This is a genomic window from Actinocatenispora rupis, from assembly GCF_016861975.1.
Classification (GTDB): domain Bacteria; phylum Actinomycetota; class Actinomycetes; order Mycobacteriales; family Micromonosporaceae; genus Actinocatenispora; species Actinocatenispora rupis.
Genome location: NZ_BOMB01000024.1, coordinates 265,717 through 284,173, shown reverse-complemented (window position 1 = coordinate 284,173; position 18,457 = coordinate 265,717). Strand labels below are relative to the sequence as shown.

The following is an 18,457-nucleotide window of genomic DNA, read 5'->3' as shown; positions in this document are numbered from 1 at the left end:
CAGGCGTTCTCCTCCGCGTACATGCAGGTCGGGTCAGTCATCGTCCGGATCCGCCAAGGTCAGTACGCCGGGTTTGAACAGCGTGAAGAACGCCGGGATCGGCATCGGCTTCGCGTGCCTGAGTCCCCACGGATTGCCCGTGACGATCTCACTATCCTGGATGTTCCGTACGAAATGGCTGTGGTTCCCGACCACCTTGTACTTCTTGAGCTGCCAGAGGCGCCGCGTGTCCAGGCGGCTGGCCAGTTCCTTCTTCTCCCAGGCGGACGCGATCACCGGTCGGCGCTCGGCCAGCAACTGCCCGATCCGGCGTTCCGCCCCGGCGGGGTCGCTCGCCGACAACCAGAGCCACGTCGAGGCCCGACCGGTGATGGCCGAGAGCACCGTTCCGGCGTTGTCCTCGCGCGCGCCCGTGACGTTGCGCCACTCACTCTCCCGGTCCTTGCCGGACTCCAGCCCGGAGTAACCGGCCACGCGCGGTCGCCAGTTCGTCAGATCCCAGCCGGCGAGGGCCTTCTCCAGCACGGACGCCCACAGCGCCGCCTCCCGGCCGGCGAACCGCACCACGCCCCCGGTCAGCGGCACCTCCGGCGTGACCCGCAACTCCACCGTTTCCCCCGTCCGCTTCTTGCCGCGCATCCGGTACAGGCGCACGGTGTACGTGCCGTCCGGGTTCTCCCACACCGCGTCGACGAGCGCCTCCGGCATGCTCTCGGCGATCGCGGCCAGGACGGCGACGAGCCAGCAGTCGCCCAGATTGCCCTGCGCGACCTGATCCGGGTTCGGTGCGCCGTCGAACAGCGGCGCAAGACGACGCTCCACGCCGTACTTCGCCCGGACCTCGAACGGCACCCGCGGGCGGTCGACCTCGGCGCGCACGACCGTTGCCGCGCCGTCCCGGTCGGCATCGGCCGTCCGGCGGGTACGCCGCGTGGTCAGCTCGACGTCGCCGCCCGCAAGGACGTCGGTGACCGCCCGGCGGCCCAGCCGGGTCGCCAGGAACTGCGCCGGCGTTGGCCGTTCCGGGTCGTCGAACCGCAGCCAGACCCGGCTGTCCAGTAGGACGTCGCCCGCGGTCCGGTCCGTACCGTCGGTCCCGACGAACAGCTCCCGGTACGCCCGGGCGAGGCGCGCGTAGTCCGCCTCGGTGTCGAAATCCAGCACCGGCGCCCGCTCGGGGTCCGCGACCAGACCGGACAGCGTGTACGTGCCCGCGTCGCGACCGTCGGCGGCGACGGGTGCGGCGGGCCCGGGCGCCTGCTCGGTCGCCAGCCGGCCCAGTTCCTGCTCCAGCTGCTCCAGTTCACGCCCGCGCCGGGTGCTGTCGGCGCGGGCCTCCGCGAGCCGGTCGTCGAGAGCCTCAAGCGCGGCCTGGATGGCGATGACCGCATCCACCTCGCTGGTCCGGGCGGCGAGCGCCAGCGCCTCCACCGCGGCGGCGCGGGCGTACCCGCACTCGGCGAGTACGCGCGCCGCGTCGATCGCCCGGCGCGACGTCGAGACGTAGGCGTCGACGTGGGTGAGAGTCCGGCCGGTGAACGCGACCGCCGTCGCCCTCTCAGCCGAGGACGCAGCCCGGGCCGTCTGATCCGCGAGAGCCGTGGCGATCCTCTGGCGCAGCGCAGCGATGTGGGCGTCGTCCTCGTCGGACTCGCCGTCCCCGTGCGGGGCGGGTATTGCGGTGAGAGCGGTACCGATCAGCTCCGCCACCCCGGCCGCCCGGGGGTACTGCTTGACCACCGGCAGCAGGTCCCGCAGGGCATCGGCCGCCTGCTTGCCGTACGCCGGTCGCTCGCCGGCAGCACGCCGACGGTCGCCGACCGCGGCGACCAGACCGGTGAGCGCCGCGGCCAGTTCCTCCGGCTGGCCCGCCTCCGGGCCGAGCAGCGCAGCGTCCTGCTCGTGGTCCGGTTCGCCCTGCCCGGTGAACGTCAGCTCGCCCACCGACGGCGCGTCGCCGCCGGGCGCCTCGAACACCACCGGCACGCTCGGCGGCTCGATGCCGTGTCCACCGGGCAGCCCGTCGACGGTGGCGCGGATCGGCCGGATCGCGGCGGGTCCGTCGTCACCGGACGCAGCGGTGTCGAGCACGTCGGCGCGGGACGCGCCGGTGTAGCGGGCGTCGACCTCGGCGCGGGGGCCGGTGTCCGGGCCACCCGTACGCGGGATCCCGGCGTACCCGGCGGCGAGGTCGGTGTGCTGGGCCAGCGAACGGCGGGCCCGTACGGCCCAGAACTCCCAACCCCGCCACTCCGCCGAGTCGACCTGCTCGGCGTCGCGGGACGCCTCGAACTCCCGCAGCTTCGCGGCGTGTACGGCGGCGTTGGCGCGGGCCTTCGCCCCCAGCCGATCGGCCCACGCGTCCCGTCCGGGGCCCGCCGGCTCGTTGGCCAGCAGCGCCGGGGACGGGTCGATCCCGGTCCCGATCCGGCCCGGCTCGGCGCCGTCAATCAGCAGCGGCGTGCCGTCGACGGCGTACGCCTGCGCGTCGAGCGCGGCGATCCGTCCCGCCGAGAAGTCCGCCGGGCGACGCAGACCGTGCGGGTGGGCCTCGTCGTAGTACAGGATCCGGCCCTGCTCGTTGACGGCCACGACGATGTGCGCCGAGCCGTCGTCCCGCCCGATCCCCACGTACGCATGGCGACCGTCCCGGTCGAGGGCGGCCTCCAGCGCGTCCAGGCCAGCGCGAACCAGGGCGGTCCGGGCCTCGCCGGGGGCCGGACCGGGCGCGACGAGGGACTGCGAGCGCTCACCGGTCAGCGCCTCCCAGTCGGTCGCGTACCTCCCGATCGGGAGGGAACCGTCGGAGCCACCCAGGCTCGCGTCGGCCCGCCTCGGCCGTCCCCGCAGCGTGTCCACGAAGGCCGAGGCCCAAGCCGTGCACGACACCGGTGGCTCGCCCGGCAACCGCCGCGGCGCGATCGTCTCCGCGACGCAGCCGACCATCTGGTCGGCAGCGGCGAGGCCCGCCAAGTACCGTTGCTCGACGGCGAACGGCGGGCGGACGCCGTACCGGGGGCCGTACTTCGTGAGCGACCACCGGCCGTCGAAGTAGGCGTCGCGCGGCCGCTCCGGGCCGCCGATCGGCCCGTCCGGCCCGGGTGGCTCGGGAGTCGGCAGGCCCATCAGCTCGTGCAGCTCCGCCAGCTGCGCGGCAGCCCGGTCCCGGTACTGCTCGCTCGTGCCGCCGTCCGGCGGAGCGCCCATGTACAGCACCCGCATGGTGCCGTGCAGGGCCATCGCCAGCCCGCTCGCCCGGAAGAACCGCAGGGCGTCCGGCGGCAGGTCCGGGCCGCCGCCGTCGCGGTACCCGGTCTCGATCGCCGCACGCAGCTCCGGCAGGACGTCCGACACGTCGAAGTTGTACGCGAAGGCCGACAGCACACCGAGAAACACGCCGAGGTCGAACGCGGCGGATCCGATCGGGCGACCGGCAGGGTCGACGGAGGCGTCCATCGTCGGCAGGTCGATGACGCGGACCCGACCGGTTGCGAGGTCCCGTACGAACTGCCCCGGATGCGGGTCGCCGTGCACGAGTGCGGCGGGCCCGAGGTCGGCGGCGGCCCTGTCGGCGAGCTCCATGTAGCGGTTGACGAGGCTCGTCCCGTCGAAGCCGAACTCCTGCTGGAAAGCGGGCAGCGTCGCCCACGTCCGGAGCCGTCGCTCGGCCCGCAGTGCTGGCTGCGCGCGGAGCCAGCGGGCCGCCACCGGTCCTCCGGAACCGGCCGGTTCGGTGTGCATCGCCGCGAGAGTGGCACCCGCCCCCTGGTACGCCGCGACCGCGTCGGCGATCGCCGCGTCCCTCGCGGGTCCCGGCGCCGCGTCCTCGATCGCCGCCAGGAACTCGTCCAGCGACCGCCCCCCGTACTCCAGCAGCAGGACGGCGTCCTGCCCGTCTCCCGCCCGATGCCCGGCACCCAGGCCGAGGATCGCCGGCGACAGGTCGTACTGGCGGAGCCGGGCGAGTGCGGTCACCTCCGGCCCCACCTCGTACACCAGGCCCCAGGTCGATTCGTCCCCGGCGTCCAGACCGAACGCCTCCTTGTTCGGCCAGAACACCTTCAGCGCGGCGACCGGCGTACCGGCTCGCTCCCTGATCAGGAAGACCTGGTGGTCAGACGCGCCGCCCGCGCCCCTCGCCGGATCGAACAGGACAGGCATGGCCAGGTCGGTCTCGTCCCGGCCCATCGCCTCGGCCGCGAAGCGGCGCAGCAGCGCCCGGTCGGCGGCGCCGTCCTCGGGATCCGCCAGATGGTCGGACAACGACCGGAAGGGCGCCCTGCGCTGCGGCCACCCCGCGATGCGCGGCAGCCGCCCGACGAACTCCCGTTCCTTGCCACCGTCCCAGTTCCTGCCGTCGGTACGCATCGCGGACACCAGCGCGAGCAGCTCGGGCAGTGGTGTCGCCGGCCGTACCCGGGCGGGCGGTGGCGGCTGCCGCGTCAGGCCGATCAGCTCGTGCAGCTCGGCGAGCTGCCGCTCGGCCCGCTCGCGGTACTGCTCGACCGTGCCGCCGTCGGGTACTCGCCCGGCGTACAGCACCTCGCGGGTGCCGTCCAGCGCCATCGCCAGGCCCAGCGCCCGGAAGTACCGGAGCGCCTCGGGGGTGGGCTCGACACCGCCGGCGTCCCGGTAGCCGGCCTCGATCGCCGCGCGCAGCTCGGGCAGGACGTCCACCACGTCGAAGTTGTGCGCGAACGCCGACAGCACGCCGAGGAACACACCCAGGTCGTACCCGACCGGCCCGATCCCCCTGCCGTCCCGGTCGAACGACGGGTACATGAACGGCAGGTCGATGAGCAGCATCCGCCCCGTCCGCGGATCCCGGACGAACTGTCCCGGATGCGGGTCGCCGTGCACCACCGCCGCCGTGTCCCCCGGGTTCGCCTCGAACGCCGTGGCCAGCTCGTGCATCCGGGCCGCGACGGCACCGCCGTCGAAGCCGAAGTCCTGCTGGAACCCGTCGTGCGAGCACCATGCGCGGAGCCAGCCCCAGGTGCGGAAGAGCGACGTGGTCATGTTCCACGAGCGCCCGGGCATGGGCGGACCGTCGGTGCCGAGCCGGGCCAACAAGCCGCCGGCGTCCCGGTACGCCTGGACCGCGTCGGCGATCGCGGCCTGTCGCCGGTCCGCCGGTGCGTCCCGAATCGCGGCGAGGAACTCGCCCAGTTGCTCGCCGCCGTACTCCATCACCAGGACGGAGACCCCGGCGGGCTCGACGGTCGGAATCCCGGCGACGCCCCGGATCTCGGGGGTCAGGCCGCTACCCTGCTGCCCCGCGTACGACGCGAACTCGCTGACGAAGTCGTGTACCCGGTCGAAAACCTTCACCGCCACGACCGGCCTGCCGCTGGTGTCCGCGGCCAGGAACACTGCCTCGGACGACATCCCGGCGACCGCGCCCGTACCGCGCACCAGCGTCAGCGGCCCCAGCGCTGCGACGGGCCGACCCACCGCACCGGCGACGAACCGGTGCAGCGCGGTCCGCTCCGGCCCGTCGTGCGCGTCGTCCCGCAACAGCCGGCGCAGTCGACCGACCGTCAACACCGGCATGTCCGGGACCATCGGCATCCGGTGCCAGAACTCGTGCGGGCCCAGGTCGCGGGTCAGGTCCTCGTCCTGCCAGAGCTGCTCGGCGAGGCTCAGCAGCTCCGGCACGGACAACGGCGCCGCGCCGGCGGGCTCGGAACCGTCCCCGTACGCCTCGTCGAGTTCGGCCGATCCGCCGACGAACTCCCGGTACCAGTAGCGGGTGAGCAGCTCGTCGGTGTCGTCGATCCCGGCGATGATGGCCCGAACGTACCCGGCGAGGCCGGCCGGGTGGTTCCGCGCGGTCTCGGTCGCGTCCTGAACGGACTCCGGGTCGGATCCGCCGGGCAGCGGCGGCAACGGCGGGGCGCCGGCCTCGGCGAGCACGCCCCGCGCCACGTCCCACAGCACGGCCAGCCCCGCCAGCCGGCCCGTCTGCTCGGTACGCTGCCGCGCCGCCAGCGCCGCCTGCTCCTCGTGCGGCGCGATCAGGTACCGCAGGGTCGTGACCTCGTTGGTGTGCTGGAAGTTCCTGCTGCGGCGCTGCCACCAGCGGTTGGCGACCGTGCCGCCGTACGTGTTGAGGACCACCGAGCCGGAGACCGCCGCCGCCGTCGCGGTGAAGTGTCCGAGGCCGAACCCGAGCCGGGGCAGCGCGGACTCGACGTCGTGCCGGAGCGCGTTGTCGACCTGGCTGCGCAGCGGGGCCAGGCCGTCCGGGATGGCTTCCAGGTCCCGCGCCAGTTCGTACAGCCGGGTCGTGAGGCCGTGCAGCCCGTTGGACAGGTCGCCGTCCGGGACGGCGAGGACCATGCCGGTCATCCCCCGCAGGTCACCGAAGGCGCCCCAGTCGGTGACGACGCCGCGCCCGCCCGACAGGTCGCCACGGACCAGCCGCACGACGAACTGCCGGTCGGCCCTCCCGCGCCACAGCGAACGCGAACCCGTCAGGGTCAGCAGCAGCATCCCGTCCCCGCGCAGGGACACGGTCAGCCCAGGGATCCCGTCCAGGCGGCCGGCCCGGATCAGCGCGCGTACCCGGTCGTCGAACTCGCGCTGCGTGACCGGCCGCACGACGTCCAGCGCGTCCAGCAACTGCCGGACGCGCTGCCCGACCGCGCCGGGCTCCGCCGCGTACGGCGCGAGTCGGCGGGCGAGCGCGTCGGTCGCCGCCGCGATGTTCTCGGTACCGGCGGCCACCGCGCGGTCGAGCTTGCTCGCGGTCACGCCGTCGGTCTTGTTGTTCTGTGTGGCGGAGGCGTTGTTGCGGCGGACCTTGCTCATCTCCTGCCACCGCTCGATCGGCCCCTCGGAGACGCCGTCGGCGAACTCCATGCCGTCCCGGGCGAGGACTGCGGCGACCGAGCCGCCCTCGACCCCGGCCACGCCCGACGCGAGGACGTGCGAGAGGGTCCGAACCAGGTTGCGGAGGACGTACGAGCGCAGTGGCCACGGCCAGCCCTGCTCGGCCGCGCCGGCCAGCTCGTCGACGGCCTCGGCCATCCGCCGCGCGGCAACGTCAGGTGACGAGAAGTCGGCCAGCCGGAACTGGAACCGGCCGATGCCGTACGAGTAGAGGTCGATCAGCTCGTACGGACCGGTGACGCCGTCCTCCTCGGGTGCCTCGACGAACACCAGGTCGCCCACCACTCGCCGCGGCGCCGGCAGCCCGCTCTCCCGACCGAACGTGATCGTCACCTCGGCCGTACGCGCCGATGTCCTGGTCACCTCGACCGTCAGGTCGTCGCGCTGCCGCAGCACGTCGAGCGCCGCGTCCAGTACCAGCTCGGGATCGGCGTGGCCGGCGGGCTCGGTCCCGTCGGCCAGCATCGTCGCGTCCCGGGCGCTGGCCGCCAGGGCGTGCAGGTCGGAGAGCAGCACCGCAAGGTCGGACTTCTCCAGCTTGCCGACGTTCAGCCGGCGGTTCTGGGAGGACAGCGAGGCCCGGTCGGCGACCTTGTCCGCCAACACCGCCGCGGGCTGCACCACGCAGTCGCTCAGTCGGGCGGCGACCTCGGCGGGAAACAGCGTCCACGCCAGCTGCGGGTCGTGCCAGATACCCAGCGCGACCGTGAACAGCATCGACAGGCTCAGCGGCGCGCTCGCCCAGGCGCCGAGCAGGATCCGCAGCATGCTCGGCATACCGCCGAGCAGGTTCACCAGATCCCGGACGGCCTCCCAGGCGAGCTCGCCCGCGATCGTGTCGGCCAGTTCCGCCACGGACTGCTCGACGTGGGCCGACGACATGACCAGATCGCCGTGGTAGCTGTTGCTCAGCAAGTCGTACGAGGACGCCCGGAAGTGACTGTCCCCGCTGATGGCGATGTCGATGCCGTCCAGGACCACGGTCCGGCCGCCCCGCCCCGGACCGAACCGGATCTCCAGCCCGGGACCGTGTGCACCGCCCTCCACGAGCTTCACGTCGCGGAAGTCCGGAATGCCGCCGTGCTCCGGATCCGCGCGCAGCAGCTCGGCGGCACGGCGCATTGCCTGAGCCAACCGCTCGGTGTACTGCTCGCGCTGAGCGGCGGTCAACGGCCGCGGCAGCTGGTACACCGGCGGCTCGCCCGCGCGGCGACCGTACCGGCGGAGGGTGGGGTCCGCGGTCTCCGCCGACGCCCGTACCAGCGCCGTGAGCAGCGGACGCGGCAGCGGCGGGACGATCCGGTTCAGGGCGCGCTGGGTGCGGTACCAGCCCTCCACGCTGGCGAGCCCGAAGTCGCGGTTGACGATGCCGGACACCGCCATCCGGAACACCGCGCCGAACAGGACGCCGGGCAGCAGCTGCGGCGCGCCCACCATCAGCGCGGCCAGCACGCCGGACGCGCCGCCCATGGCGGCCGGCATCCCGTCGCGCACGGTGTGCGTGGCGAGATCGGCGACACCGGCACGCCACCCCGCGGCCGTCTCGGACAGCAGCTCGCGTACCAGCAAACGGGCGATGGCCGGGTCGATGCCGGCCGCGACCGTCACCCGGTACTCGGTGAGCGACACCGCCTCCAGCGCGATGCGCTCGCCGTCGGGCAGCGCGGCGGTGTCGAACCAGACCAGGAACCGTTGCCCCCGCCCGATCTTCAGATCGCCGGCGTGCTGCGGACTCGGCACGATCTCCCACACGCCGTGGAAGCCGTCGTCGCCGTCGGCACCGACGACCGCGGTCCGCCCCCCACGGTGACCCGGGCGGTTCGGCCGTACCGGCGGCTCGTGGCTCGGGCGGATGCGCGCCCCGTCGACCTCGTCGGCGCCCAGTTCGGCCCAGATGGCCGCGACGACCGGGTCCGGTGCCATCTCCACGGCGCCGACCGTCGCGATCTGCGCCGTCACGTACTCGGCGACCTCGGGCGCGGCGTTGCGCCGCAGCCAGGAGGCGACCGCGGCCCGGCGCGCCGCGTGCCCCGGGTGGTACTCGCCGAGCGCCATGCCCTGGCGGTGCGTCATGTCCTCGCCGACGAGCAGCGCGCGTACGGCGACCGACAGCGGGCGACCGGCGCGCTGTGCCTCGACCGCATCGTCGAGCAGCGCCGTGAGCGACGGCAGGTCGCCCTCCGCCGGCTTCGTCCGCGCCTTCGACTTCGGCATCGCGCGCAGCGTGCGACGCGGCTCGGCCGGCAGCGCCTCGTACGCCGCGCTCAGCTCGTCGATCCGCACCCGGTACCAGTCGAGCCAGCCCGCGAGTTCGGCGATGCGTTCACGGGCCTGCCGGGCGGCGTCGGTCAGCAGGCCGTCCCGCCGCTCGGCCAGCGCGACCAGGGCGGCCGACTCGGGCGAGACGGCCGGGTCGTCGTCGACGGCCTCGACGCGCTCGACCGTCGCACGCTCCGCCGCCATCTCGTCCAGCGCCCGCGCCATCTCCGCGTGCGCGGCGGCCAACCGCCGGGCCAGCTCCTGGCGCCGGCCGACCGGCTCACCCACCGGCGCCACGGCCTCGGCCCGGAACCGCGCGGCGAGCGCCGCATGCTCGTTCGCCGCCGCGTCCGCTTGCGGCAGGCCGACCGGGTCCTGTTCGTGTACCGCTCCCCTGCGGACGCCGCGCATCTCCCAGTCGCCGCCGGCGGACACCCGCGGCGACCGTTCGCGGGCCACCTCGGCGCCACGCTCGTCGTACGTGACGAAGTCGCCGTCGGTGCTGCCGTCCGGGTCGATCGCCGGCCGCGCCTCGGCAGAGGACTGGTCGAGCGACGCGCTGATCACCGTCCCGTCGGCGCCGGTCCACGTGAACTCGGTGCCACCGGTGACCCGCACCGGCGCCGGCTCCGCCGGAGTACCGAGCTGGCGGCCCAGCACGACCGCGGCCCGCCGCGCCAGCCCCGCGGCAGGGCAGGCCAGCAACCGCACCGGCGCCCCGGGGGGCACCAGCGGCGCGACGACCTGCCGGAAGAACGCCTCCGGCTGGATGCCCTCCGGATCCGACTTCCCGGCCCGGATCAGGTCCAGGGCCGCGTCGTAGTGCACGTCCACGTCGAAGACGGGGGCGCCGTCCTCCGTCGACGTACGGCGGACCAGCCGCGCAAACCGCTCGGAGCGTGACCCGGCCCGGTGGAACGCGACGCCGCCCGCCGGTACGCCCCGGACCCGGTGCCGCTCCGCCCAGGCGGTGATGTCCGCCGGGTCGGTCAGGATCGTCACCCGCGGGTCAGCCGCCGGCAGCGCCGCCCGGGGACGACCCGCCCCGCCGTCGAGCGTTGCCATCGACGACACGTACCCGTGCATCTCACGCGCGAGTACGTCCAGCGCTCCGGTCGCCGCGGCCCGCTCCGCGTCGAGCCGCTCCCCCGCCAGAAGCAGGTCGGTCCGGTACCGGCGCAGCCCGGTGAGCACCGCCCACGCCTCGTCGGTACGTCGCGGCGGGCCGCCGTCGGTCGGTACGGCGGTGACCCGCTCGACCTCGGTGACGGCCTGCTCCGCCAGGTCCAGGCGCCGGTCGTTGCGCGCCGTCCGGGTCAGGATTCCCAGCAGCAGCTCGTGCTGGGCGAGATACCGGTCGGCGGTGCGCAGCACCGATGCGGCCAGTTTCCCGTGCTCCCCCGCGCCGTCCGTCCAGTACGCGGAGCCGGTGACGCGGGCCGCGGCCAGCCGTACGGCGCGCAGACCGTCCTCGGTGTACCAGGTGTTCTCGCCCAGCACCTCGACGACCGCGGCGCCGTCCGCGACCTCCGCCGAGACGGCCTCGTACAACCGATCGAACACCGCCGCCACCGGCCCTGGCAGGCGCCCCACGGCGTCGCGGGCGGCCCGGCGCATGGCGTTCACCGCGCCGACCGCTGCCTCGTTCTCGGCCACCGAGCCGGCCCGGCCCAGCGTCAACCGGTCCGCCTGGGTCGCCGTGGCCCGGTCGATCAGGTCGCGCACCGCCCGGGCCAGGGACCCGTCGGCGTGCGGCGGTGCGGCGTCCAGCAGGGCGAGGACGACACCGAGCCAGTGGTCGGTCTCGCGGCAGGCCGCGGGGTCCGGTGTGCCCTCTCCGCGCTCGGCCGCGAGCGCCGAGATGAGCCGGCCGACCGCACCCGGCAGGTCCGGCGGTACGTGCCCGCGCATCAGTGCCCGCAGCGACTCCGGTGCGCCCGCGTGCCTGGCGATCAGCCGGTTCAGCCCGCCGAGGATGGGTCGTCTCGTCGACCCGCCCGGCATCCGGGGTGCGAGCGGGTCGGCGGTGATCGCCCGCTCGGCTGCGGCGAGCCGGCCCCGGCCGATCTCCGCCTCACGCAACGCCCGGATCTGGTACCAGCGGTTCTCGTCGCGCAGCGCGGTCCAGAACCCCCGGTACCGCTGCGGGCACCCGTCATCGGCCGGAGGGTCGCCGTCGACCAGGTGCGTCGAGGCCGACACCGCCTCGGCGAGGTCCGCGAGCCGCCCGTACCCGACGGCCGACGACGGCTCGGCCAGGGCCGGGGAAACGGCGGCGTACCGCTCGCTCCACACCGCGTAGGCGTCCGCCTCGGCCCGGGGACCGAACGCCGCGTACGCGTCCTTCAGCTCCCCGACGAGTGGCCCGAGATCCATCATGGTGTACATGCCGTCGTCGGCGACGTCGCCCACGGCGTTGTGCCGTTTCGCCACCGCGGCGCGCAGGCCCACCAGGTCCTTACGCAACCGGTCGGCGCTCGCGTGCGCGTTCTTGCCGGTCGAGTAGCGGGCCAGGTCCTCGATCGCGATGCGCAGCTCGCGCTCCTGCATCGCGAAGCCGTCATCGGCCTCGCCGATCCGGTATTCGGCCGCCGCCTGTTGCTCGACCCGCTCGTACTCGACGATCAGCGCGGCGATGCGCTCCGCCGGTGTCGGCCCGTCGGGTACGTCGACGGCCGGTGCCTCGTCGCCGACGATGAGTCGGGGCTCGTCCCCACCGCCGGGTACCGCGCGCCGGGTCTCGCCCGCCTCGTTCCGGAACCGGACCGGCCGACCGGTGCCGTCGGCGAGGCGCTGCGCCTCCGCAGCCGGGAACCCGTCCGCTTCCAGCCGGATCTCCGTACCGTCCGGCCCGAGATCCAGCTCGTCGGCGAGCCCGATCAGCTCGGTCACCGCGTCCGCCACCGGCATGCCCGACGGCCCGAACCACACCCGCCCGTCCCGCAGGTCGAGCACGACCAGCCGGTACCGCTCGTCGGCCGGCTCCGCCACGGCCCGCGCCAGCGCGTCCCCGCCGACGGCGACGAGGTAGCCGGCCGGTACCGGGGTGAGCGCCGTCCGCACGCTCGGGTCGTCGATCGCCTCCAGCCCGGCGGCCAGATGGCGGACCGACCGCAACACATCCGCCAGCGTCCGCCGCAGCCCGGCGGTCTCGCGGATCGCGATATCCCGGCTGTTCCGTACCGCGGTGAGTCGCAGCTGGCCCGCGTCGTACGCGACGCGCGCCTCGGGCGTGTCCTGCTCCTCCAGCGCGCGGAGGACGTCCTCCAGCTCCGCGATCCCGATCTCGGCGCGGACCGCCTCCCGGTGCCGCTCCCGGTACGTCCGCACCAGGTCACGGATCTCGTAGGCGGCCTTTGACAGCTCCGACGCGACGGCGTCGACCTCGTCTCGTCCGGGTTGGCGTTCCCGACGCAGACCCGAGTGGTACGCCGCGAGCAGACGCAGGTCGTTGGACGCGTCGGTGAACGCGGCGTGTGCGCTGCGCAGGGTCGCTCCGGTCGTGGCCGCCGCCCAGCGCGCGCGCAGTCGCCGCTCGTGCCGGTCGAGCATCGCGGCGACGGCCCCGCGGTTCACCGCGGCGACGGGGTTGAGCCGGCGCAACCCGCCGCGACGGTCGGCGATCGCCGCGGACACGTCGGCTTCGATGCCACGAATCGGGTTGTCCCGGTCGAAGTCGTCGACGGCGTCGAGCCCGTCGGAGAGCAGCGCGATGTCGGCCAGCAGCTCCTCGGTGGCCGTGACCAGTCGGTCTGCGGCCGCACGCGGTCGGGGCGGCAGGTCGCCCCACGGCGAGACCGCGCCGTGCCGCGCGAGCGCCTCGGCGAGGCGGAAGTCCAGCTCGGCGTCCAGCTCGGCGCGGCCGAGGTAGCCGGTCGCGGTCTGGTTGCCGAACGTGCTGCGTTGCGCGATGTCGAGTACGAGCGAGGCGAACATCCACAGGTCCACGCGCCCGTCGGCCTCCGCCAACCGCTGCCGGAGGACCCGTACGCGCTTGCGGGTGCCAGCGTCCTCGGGCTCCGCCGCGTCGTCCCGGTCCTGCGGGCCAGCGGTGTCGTCGGCGTGGGGCATCACCTCGCGTACCGCGTCGAGCAGCGGGAAGAGGCTCTCCAGCCCTTCGACCTCGGCGCGCCCGTCGAACCGGGCAGCGAACGGGTCCGCCTCGAACGCGGGCCGGACCCGCGCCGACAGCCCGGTGGCCAACCGGACGATCCGCTCGTGGTGGGCCAGCTCGCCGCGCCACTGCGCCTGCCGCGCCGACCAGTGCGCGCGCTCGTCGGCCGCATCGTCCGGCAGTACGCCGGGGCCGAGGAGCCGGCCGGCCATCTCGACGAGCGCCCGGTACTCCGCGGCGTCGCGTGCGTGCGCGGCGAGCCTCTCCTCCGCCGTGCCCAGCACCTGCCACAGGTCGGGCGCGCGCAGCAGCGTCATGAGGTCCGTGGGCGCCTCGCCGAGCGTGTACAGCGTCCGCGCCGCCTCGCTGGCTGATGCCAGGAACCCCGCGCTCGCGGCATGGGCGCTCTGCGCTGCCCGGCCGGCGGCGCGGACCGATCGCCGGTTCGGCTCGTCCGGCGCCGGTCGATTCCGGTACTCGGCACGGACCGCGGCCAGCGCCCGGCGAACGTCGGCGTTGAGCCGGAAGCGTCGCCGGGCATCCAGCTCCGTCAGCGCCCTCCGGTACCCCGCGGCCGTCGCCGAGAGCTCGGTGAGTCGCCGCCGTTCGCCATCCGCCGCCAGGTACTGCGCGACACACTCGGCCACGATCGCGCGACGCTCGTCCAGCGTGGCTCGTACGGCGTTGGGATCGCGGCTGCCGTCGATCCCGCGGGGCGCCCAGGTCGTGTCCCGGCGGGCGCTGGTCGAGTCCTGGACGTCGACCACCGCGCCCGACTCGTCGTACACCACGAAGGTGCCGGGCGTGCCGGGCTCCGGGAGGCCGGCGGGAGACGTACGGTCCGGGCGGGCGGTGACGACCTCACCGTCCGCGCTGGTCCAGGTCCATTCCGTACCGCCGATGACGCGGGCCGGGCCGACCCACGCCGCACCGAGGAGGATCGCGGCGCGGCGGGCGAGAACGTGCGCGGGGCAGCCGAGCACGCGGACCGTCGCGCCCCGCGGTACGAGCGGAGCGACGGCGCGGAAGAAGTCCTCCGGCCGGATCCCCTCCGGATCGTCGGCGCCGGCGCGGATGAGGTCGCGTTCCTCGTCGTAGTGGATGTCGATGTCGAAGACCGGCTCGCCGTCGCGCTCGTCGCGCCGTACCAGCCGGGCGAAGTCGGCCGTCGGGCCGGGCCGGTGGAACGCCACACCGCCGGTCACGTCGGACACCCGGTTGCGGGCCAGCCAGCCGTCGATCTCTCCCGGCTCGGCCAGCACCCGTACGACCTCGCCTGCACCGTCCACAGTGGACCGGAAGGCGGCGCGCGGATCCCGGTCCGTACCCGGCCGCGATGCACCCTGGCCGGCGCCGGGCCGACGATCGGTCCGCGGGCCCCGATCCGTGCCCGGTCGGGCATCGCGTCGTGGCGCCAAGTCCGTGGGGTTTACGCCCGGGCCCGTGCCGGACGGTCCGTTCCCACCGGGCGAGAACCACTGCATCGACCGTACCGGCGAGGCGTCGAGGATCCGGGCGCCGAGCAGCGACAGGTCGTACGCGACCTCGGGATCCTGGCCGGCGGCGAGCAACTCGGCCATCGTGAACCGGCCGGCGCGCAGCATGTCCGCCAGATCGACCGCCTCCCGGTACCGGTCGGCGAGGTCCGCCCACGACTCGCCCGCGGGGTCGCGTGGCACCGGGAGCGCGCCGGTCAGCTCGGACGTCCCGTCGACCAGCTCGTACACCCCGGCCAGCACCTCGGCGCGGTCGACGGACCGGCCGCGGGTGTCGGTGAACCGGCCCGCCGTCTCCCCGCGGCGCAGCACGGCGGCAAGCGCCGCGATCCCGCCGACCACCCCCGGGTACGCCTGGCGCAGCTCGCCCAGGTGCCGGTCGGCCCAGCCCGCCGTGTGGTGGAACCCGAGATCCGCGAACGCGCTGCCCGCACCGTTCGCGTACACCGCGGCCACGCCCTTGCTCCGCAGGTACGTGGCGAAGCCCTCGTCGTGGAAGGCGATCAGGAACTCGTTGCGGTCCCCCACCGTCAGGTCGAGGTCGATCTCCGAGTACTCCACGACGTAGCTGCCGCGCGGGTCGGCCGCCGGCCCCGGGTGGTACGTGATCGTCAGGCGGAGCAAGCCGACGTGCCGACCGTCCGGCCGGCCGACGGCCAGCTCGACCGTGGTCCGGCCGACGCCCACCTCGGCCGACCGCAGCGCCAGCGTGAATCCCAGGTCGACCGGGCCGCCGTCGAACAGCTCGCGCAGCCGCGAGCGGATCAGCGCGCCGTACCCCTCGGCGTCCTGCGCGGTCAGGGCGACCAGCTCGGAGATGTCCGTGAGCTCGGCGGGATCCACGCACCACACCCCGCCACCGATCTCCCGCCCCGGCACGGTGACGAGGTCCGGTGCCTCGGCAGGAACCGGCGAGGGCAGCTCAGTCGCCTGATCCCGTTGCGCGGCAAGGGAAAGCATCGCCCGACGGTCCTCCGCACCGGGCGGCACCTGATACGGCGTCTCGGTGCCGGTCCCGTCGTACTGCCGCCACAGCTCGGGTACGTCCACGACGTGGCGGCCGGGGCCCTCGCCGTGGTCGTCGTGCCGCAGCTCCGCCGCCGGGACGACGACCGGGACGCCCAGCGCCCGCGCCAACCAGGGGACGGCGATCGCGTCGGCGGCGGCCGGGCCCACGTCCAGCCGTAGCGTCCGCCCGGCGAGCGGCAGCAGGCCAAGGTCGGCCAACCGGCGCAGCGCCCAGGCCAGGTCGGTGGGCTCGACCCGAAGCCCCGACAGGTCGAATCCGAGCCCCCCGGCGGCCAACGCGACCGGCAGTACGATCTGGTGCTCGTCCTCCCGCCACCGCGGGCTGATGCGCGCACCCGCCGCACGGTGCCGCAGCAGCGACGCCACGATCCGGTCACGGACGGAACCCTCGTGCACCGCCCCGGTGCCGTGCGCGAACCGCACCCAGGCTTCGGGGGTGTCGGCCGGCAGCGTCACCACCCGGTCGTGCACGGCGACGTCGACCACTACCGAGCCGTCGGCGGTGACCCGCCACTTCCCGATCGGTCCCGCCACGTCCGGGCCGACCATCGCCCACGCCATGGCCGCTGCGGCGGCACCGCGTCCGACACCCGCGTCGTCGGCGTACAGCCGGACCAGGCCGGAGGCCCCGGTGACCGGGTCCGCGGCGTACGGCAGGTCGATCACGTCGTCGGCGGACAGCCGGCCCAGCTCGTCCGCCAGTTCCACCGGCTCCACCGATCCCGCGGCCACGACGGCGACCTCGTTCGGGGTTGGCGGGAGGGACAGCGCCGCGTCGGCCAGCCCGGCCGGCCCACCGACCACGTACCCGGCGGGCACCGGACGCAGCGCGTTCCAGATCGCACGGGTGTCCGAGCCGGGCGGCAGCGCGGCGCGGGAACGGCGGGCCACCTCCGATGCGGCCGCCGTCTGGTCGACCGGGCCGTCCTCCTCCAGCTCGTCCCGGTTCGTCTGGGCGTCCAGGTACGCCCGGAGCAGGTCCGCCACCGACAGCCCGCCCGCGTCGTCGGTGCCGACGCCGAACGCCGACAGGTCGACCGGCCCGAGCAGGTCCTCCTCCGGCGCCGTCTCCCGGCCGTCCGGCCCGTACCAGACGTCGCGGCCGCCGACGAGCCGACCGGCGTCGACGTCGAGGTACCGGACGTGCCGGATCCCGTTGTCCTCCCGGAACACCAGCCCGTACGGCGCGCGCACCCGACGGCCGCTGGCCACCGCGTACTCAGCGGCCAGCGAGGTGACGGTGGTCGACGGCGCGGCGGTCCGGGCGCTGTCGTGGCCTTCCAGCTCCACCACCGCGTCCGCGGCCGGGAACGCGATGGCACCGGCCGCGGCCAGGCGTTCGAGCACCGCATGCAGTTCGACACCGGACAGGAGGAAGTCGCCCGCCCGGAACAGGTCGTCGTCGATGTCGACCACCAGGAGCCCACGACCGTCCACACCGGACAGCTCGTCGTACCGGTGCCACCGGGTGTCGTCGGGTGCGGCGAGAGCCAGACCGCACGACATCGGATGCACCCAGCCGTCGGCGATCAGCGCGGCGGCGACGCGGTCCATCCGCCACCCGAAGGCTTGCCCGAGCACGGTCCCCGCCCCGGTCTCCGCGTCGTACCGGTGGCCGGACGGGAACAGCGCGGCGTCCCGGTCGATCGCGTGCCGGGCCAGCGGTTCGTCGGTCACCAGCAGGGTGACGCCCAGCGCCTGCGCGAGGCCCGACCAGGTGACGCCGGTGTCGGCTGCGCCCCGCCGTGGGTACACCACGATCTCGTCCACAGTGGACAGTTCCGCGCCGTGGGCGGCGTGCAGGTACGCGGCGAGGTCGGCGGCGTCGATCCACCGGCCGGCGACGTTCACACCGCGGTCGTCACCGTCGAGCACCAGCGTCAGCCTGCCGGCGACCACCGGTAGCCGGTCCGCCCTCTCCCTTCGGGTCTCGTCACCGATCACCAGCCCGGTGACCGACCGCCTCGTGTACGCGTCCAGGGCACGTGCCGCCAACGGGTCGCGCTCCCCGCCCGGTGCCGCTCCGCGGTGGACCGGCGTGCCGGGTCTGGGCAGGGCCTGGCGCCGAGCCGGACGGAGCAGGGACGGGTTCGGCAGCAGACCGGTGTCCACCACCGTGCGTGTCCCATCCGGTGACACGAGCCACCAGCGCCCCTGCGCGCCGGGACGTGCGTAGCCGTCCGTCAGGTCGATGGCGGCGGCGTAGAGCAGGCCACGCTTGCTCTCGTCCCACCACTCGGCGTTCCACACCTCGGTGTCTGCCGCGATCGTCTCGACGCCGGCGGCCCGCGCGTACCGCTGAGCCGCGGTCAGCGCTCCGCCCCCGACGCGCATCTCGGCCGCACAGCCGACGAGAACGTGTCGGACGCCGGGCTCCTTCGGCACTGCCCTGGCGAGCTGCTCGGGCGTCACCAACCGTCCAGCGACCAGGAAGTTGCGCCCGACGCCACGCACGTCGACGACCACCGCGTCCGGCAACGGCCCGATCCGCTCCGCGTCCGAGGCGAGCGGGTCACCCTCCTCGTGGAAGGAGAACCCGCTCCGGGTACGGCGGATGTGCTGGCGCAGCCACCGATCCGCCTCGTCGTCGGGCATGAACGGTTGCCGCCAGGCCCGCTCGGCGGGCAACTCCCGCGGGTGGCCGCCGTCGTCCAGGACGTACACC

1 protein-coding gene (cut by a window edge) is annotated in these 18,457 nt (G+C 74.7%); it reads right to left on the bottom strand.

Annotated features, from left to right (window positions below; translation table 11 throughout):
* Positions 1 to 33: 33 nt before the first annotated feature.
* A protein-coding gene (locus Aru02nite_RS22015; protein ID WP_203660675.1) for a DUF6528 family protein crosses the window boundary here: on the bottom strand, positions 34 to 18,457 show its final stretch. 100,292 nt of this gene lie beyond the right edge of the window; the window shows 18,424 of its 118,716 coding nt (coding positions 100,293-118,716); its start codon lies off the right edge, out of view; its stop codon occupies positions 34 to 36.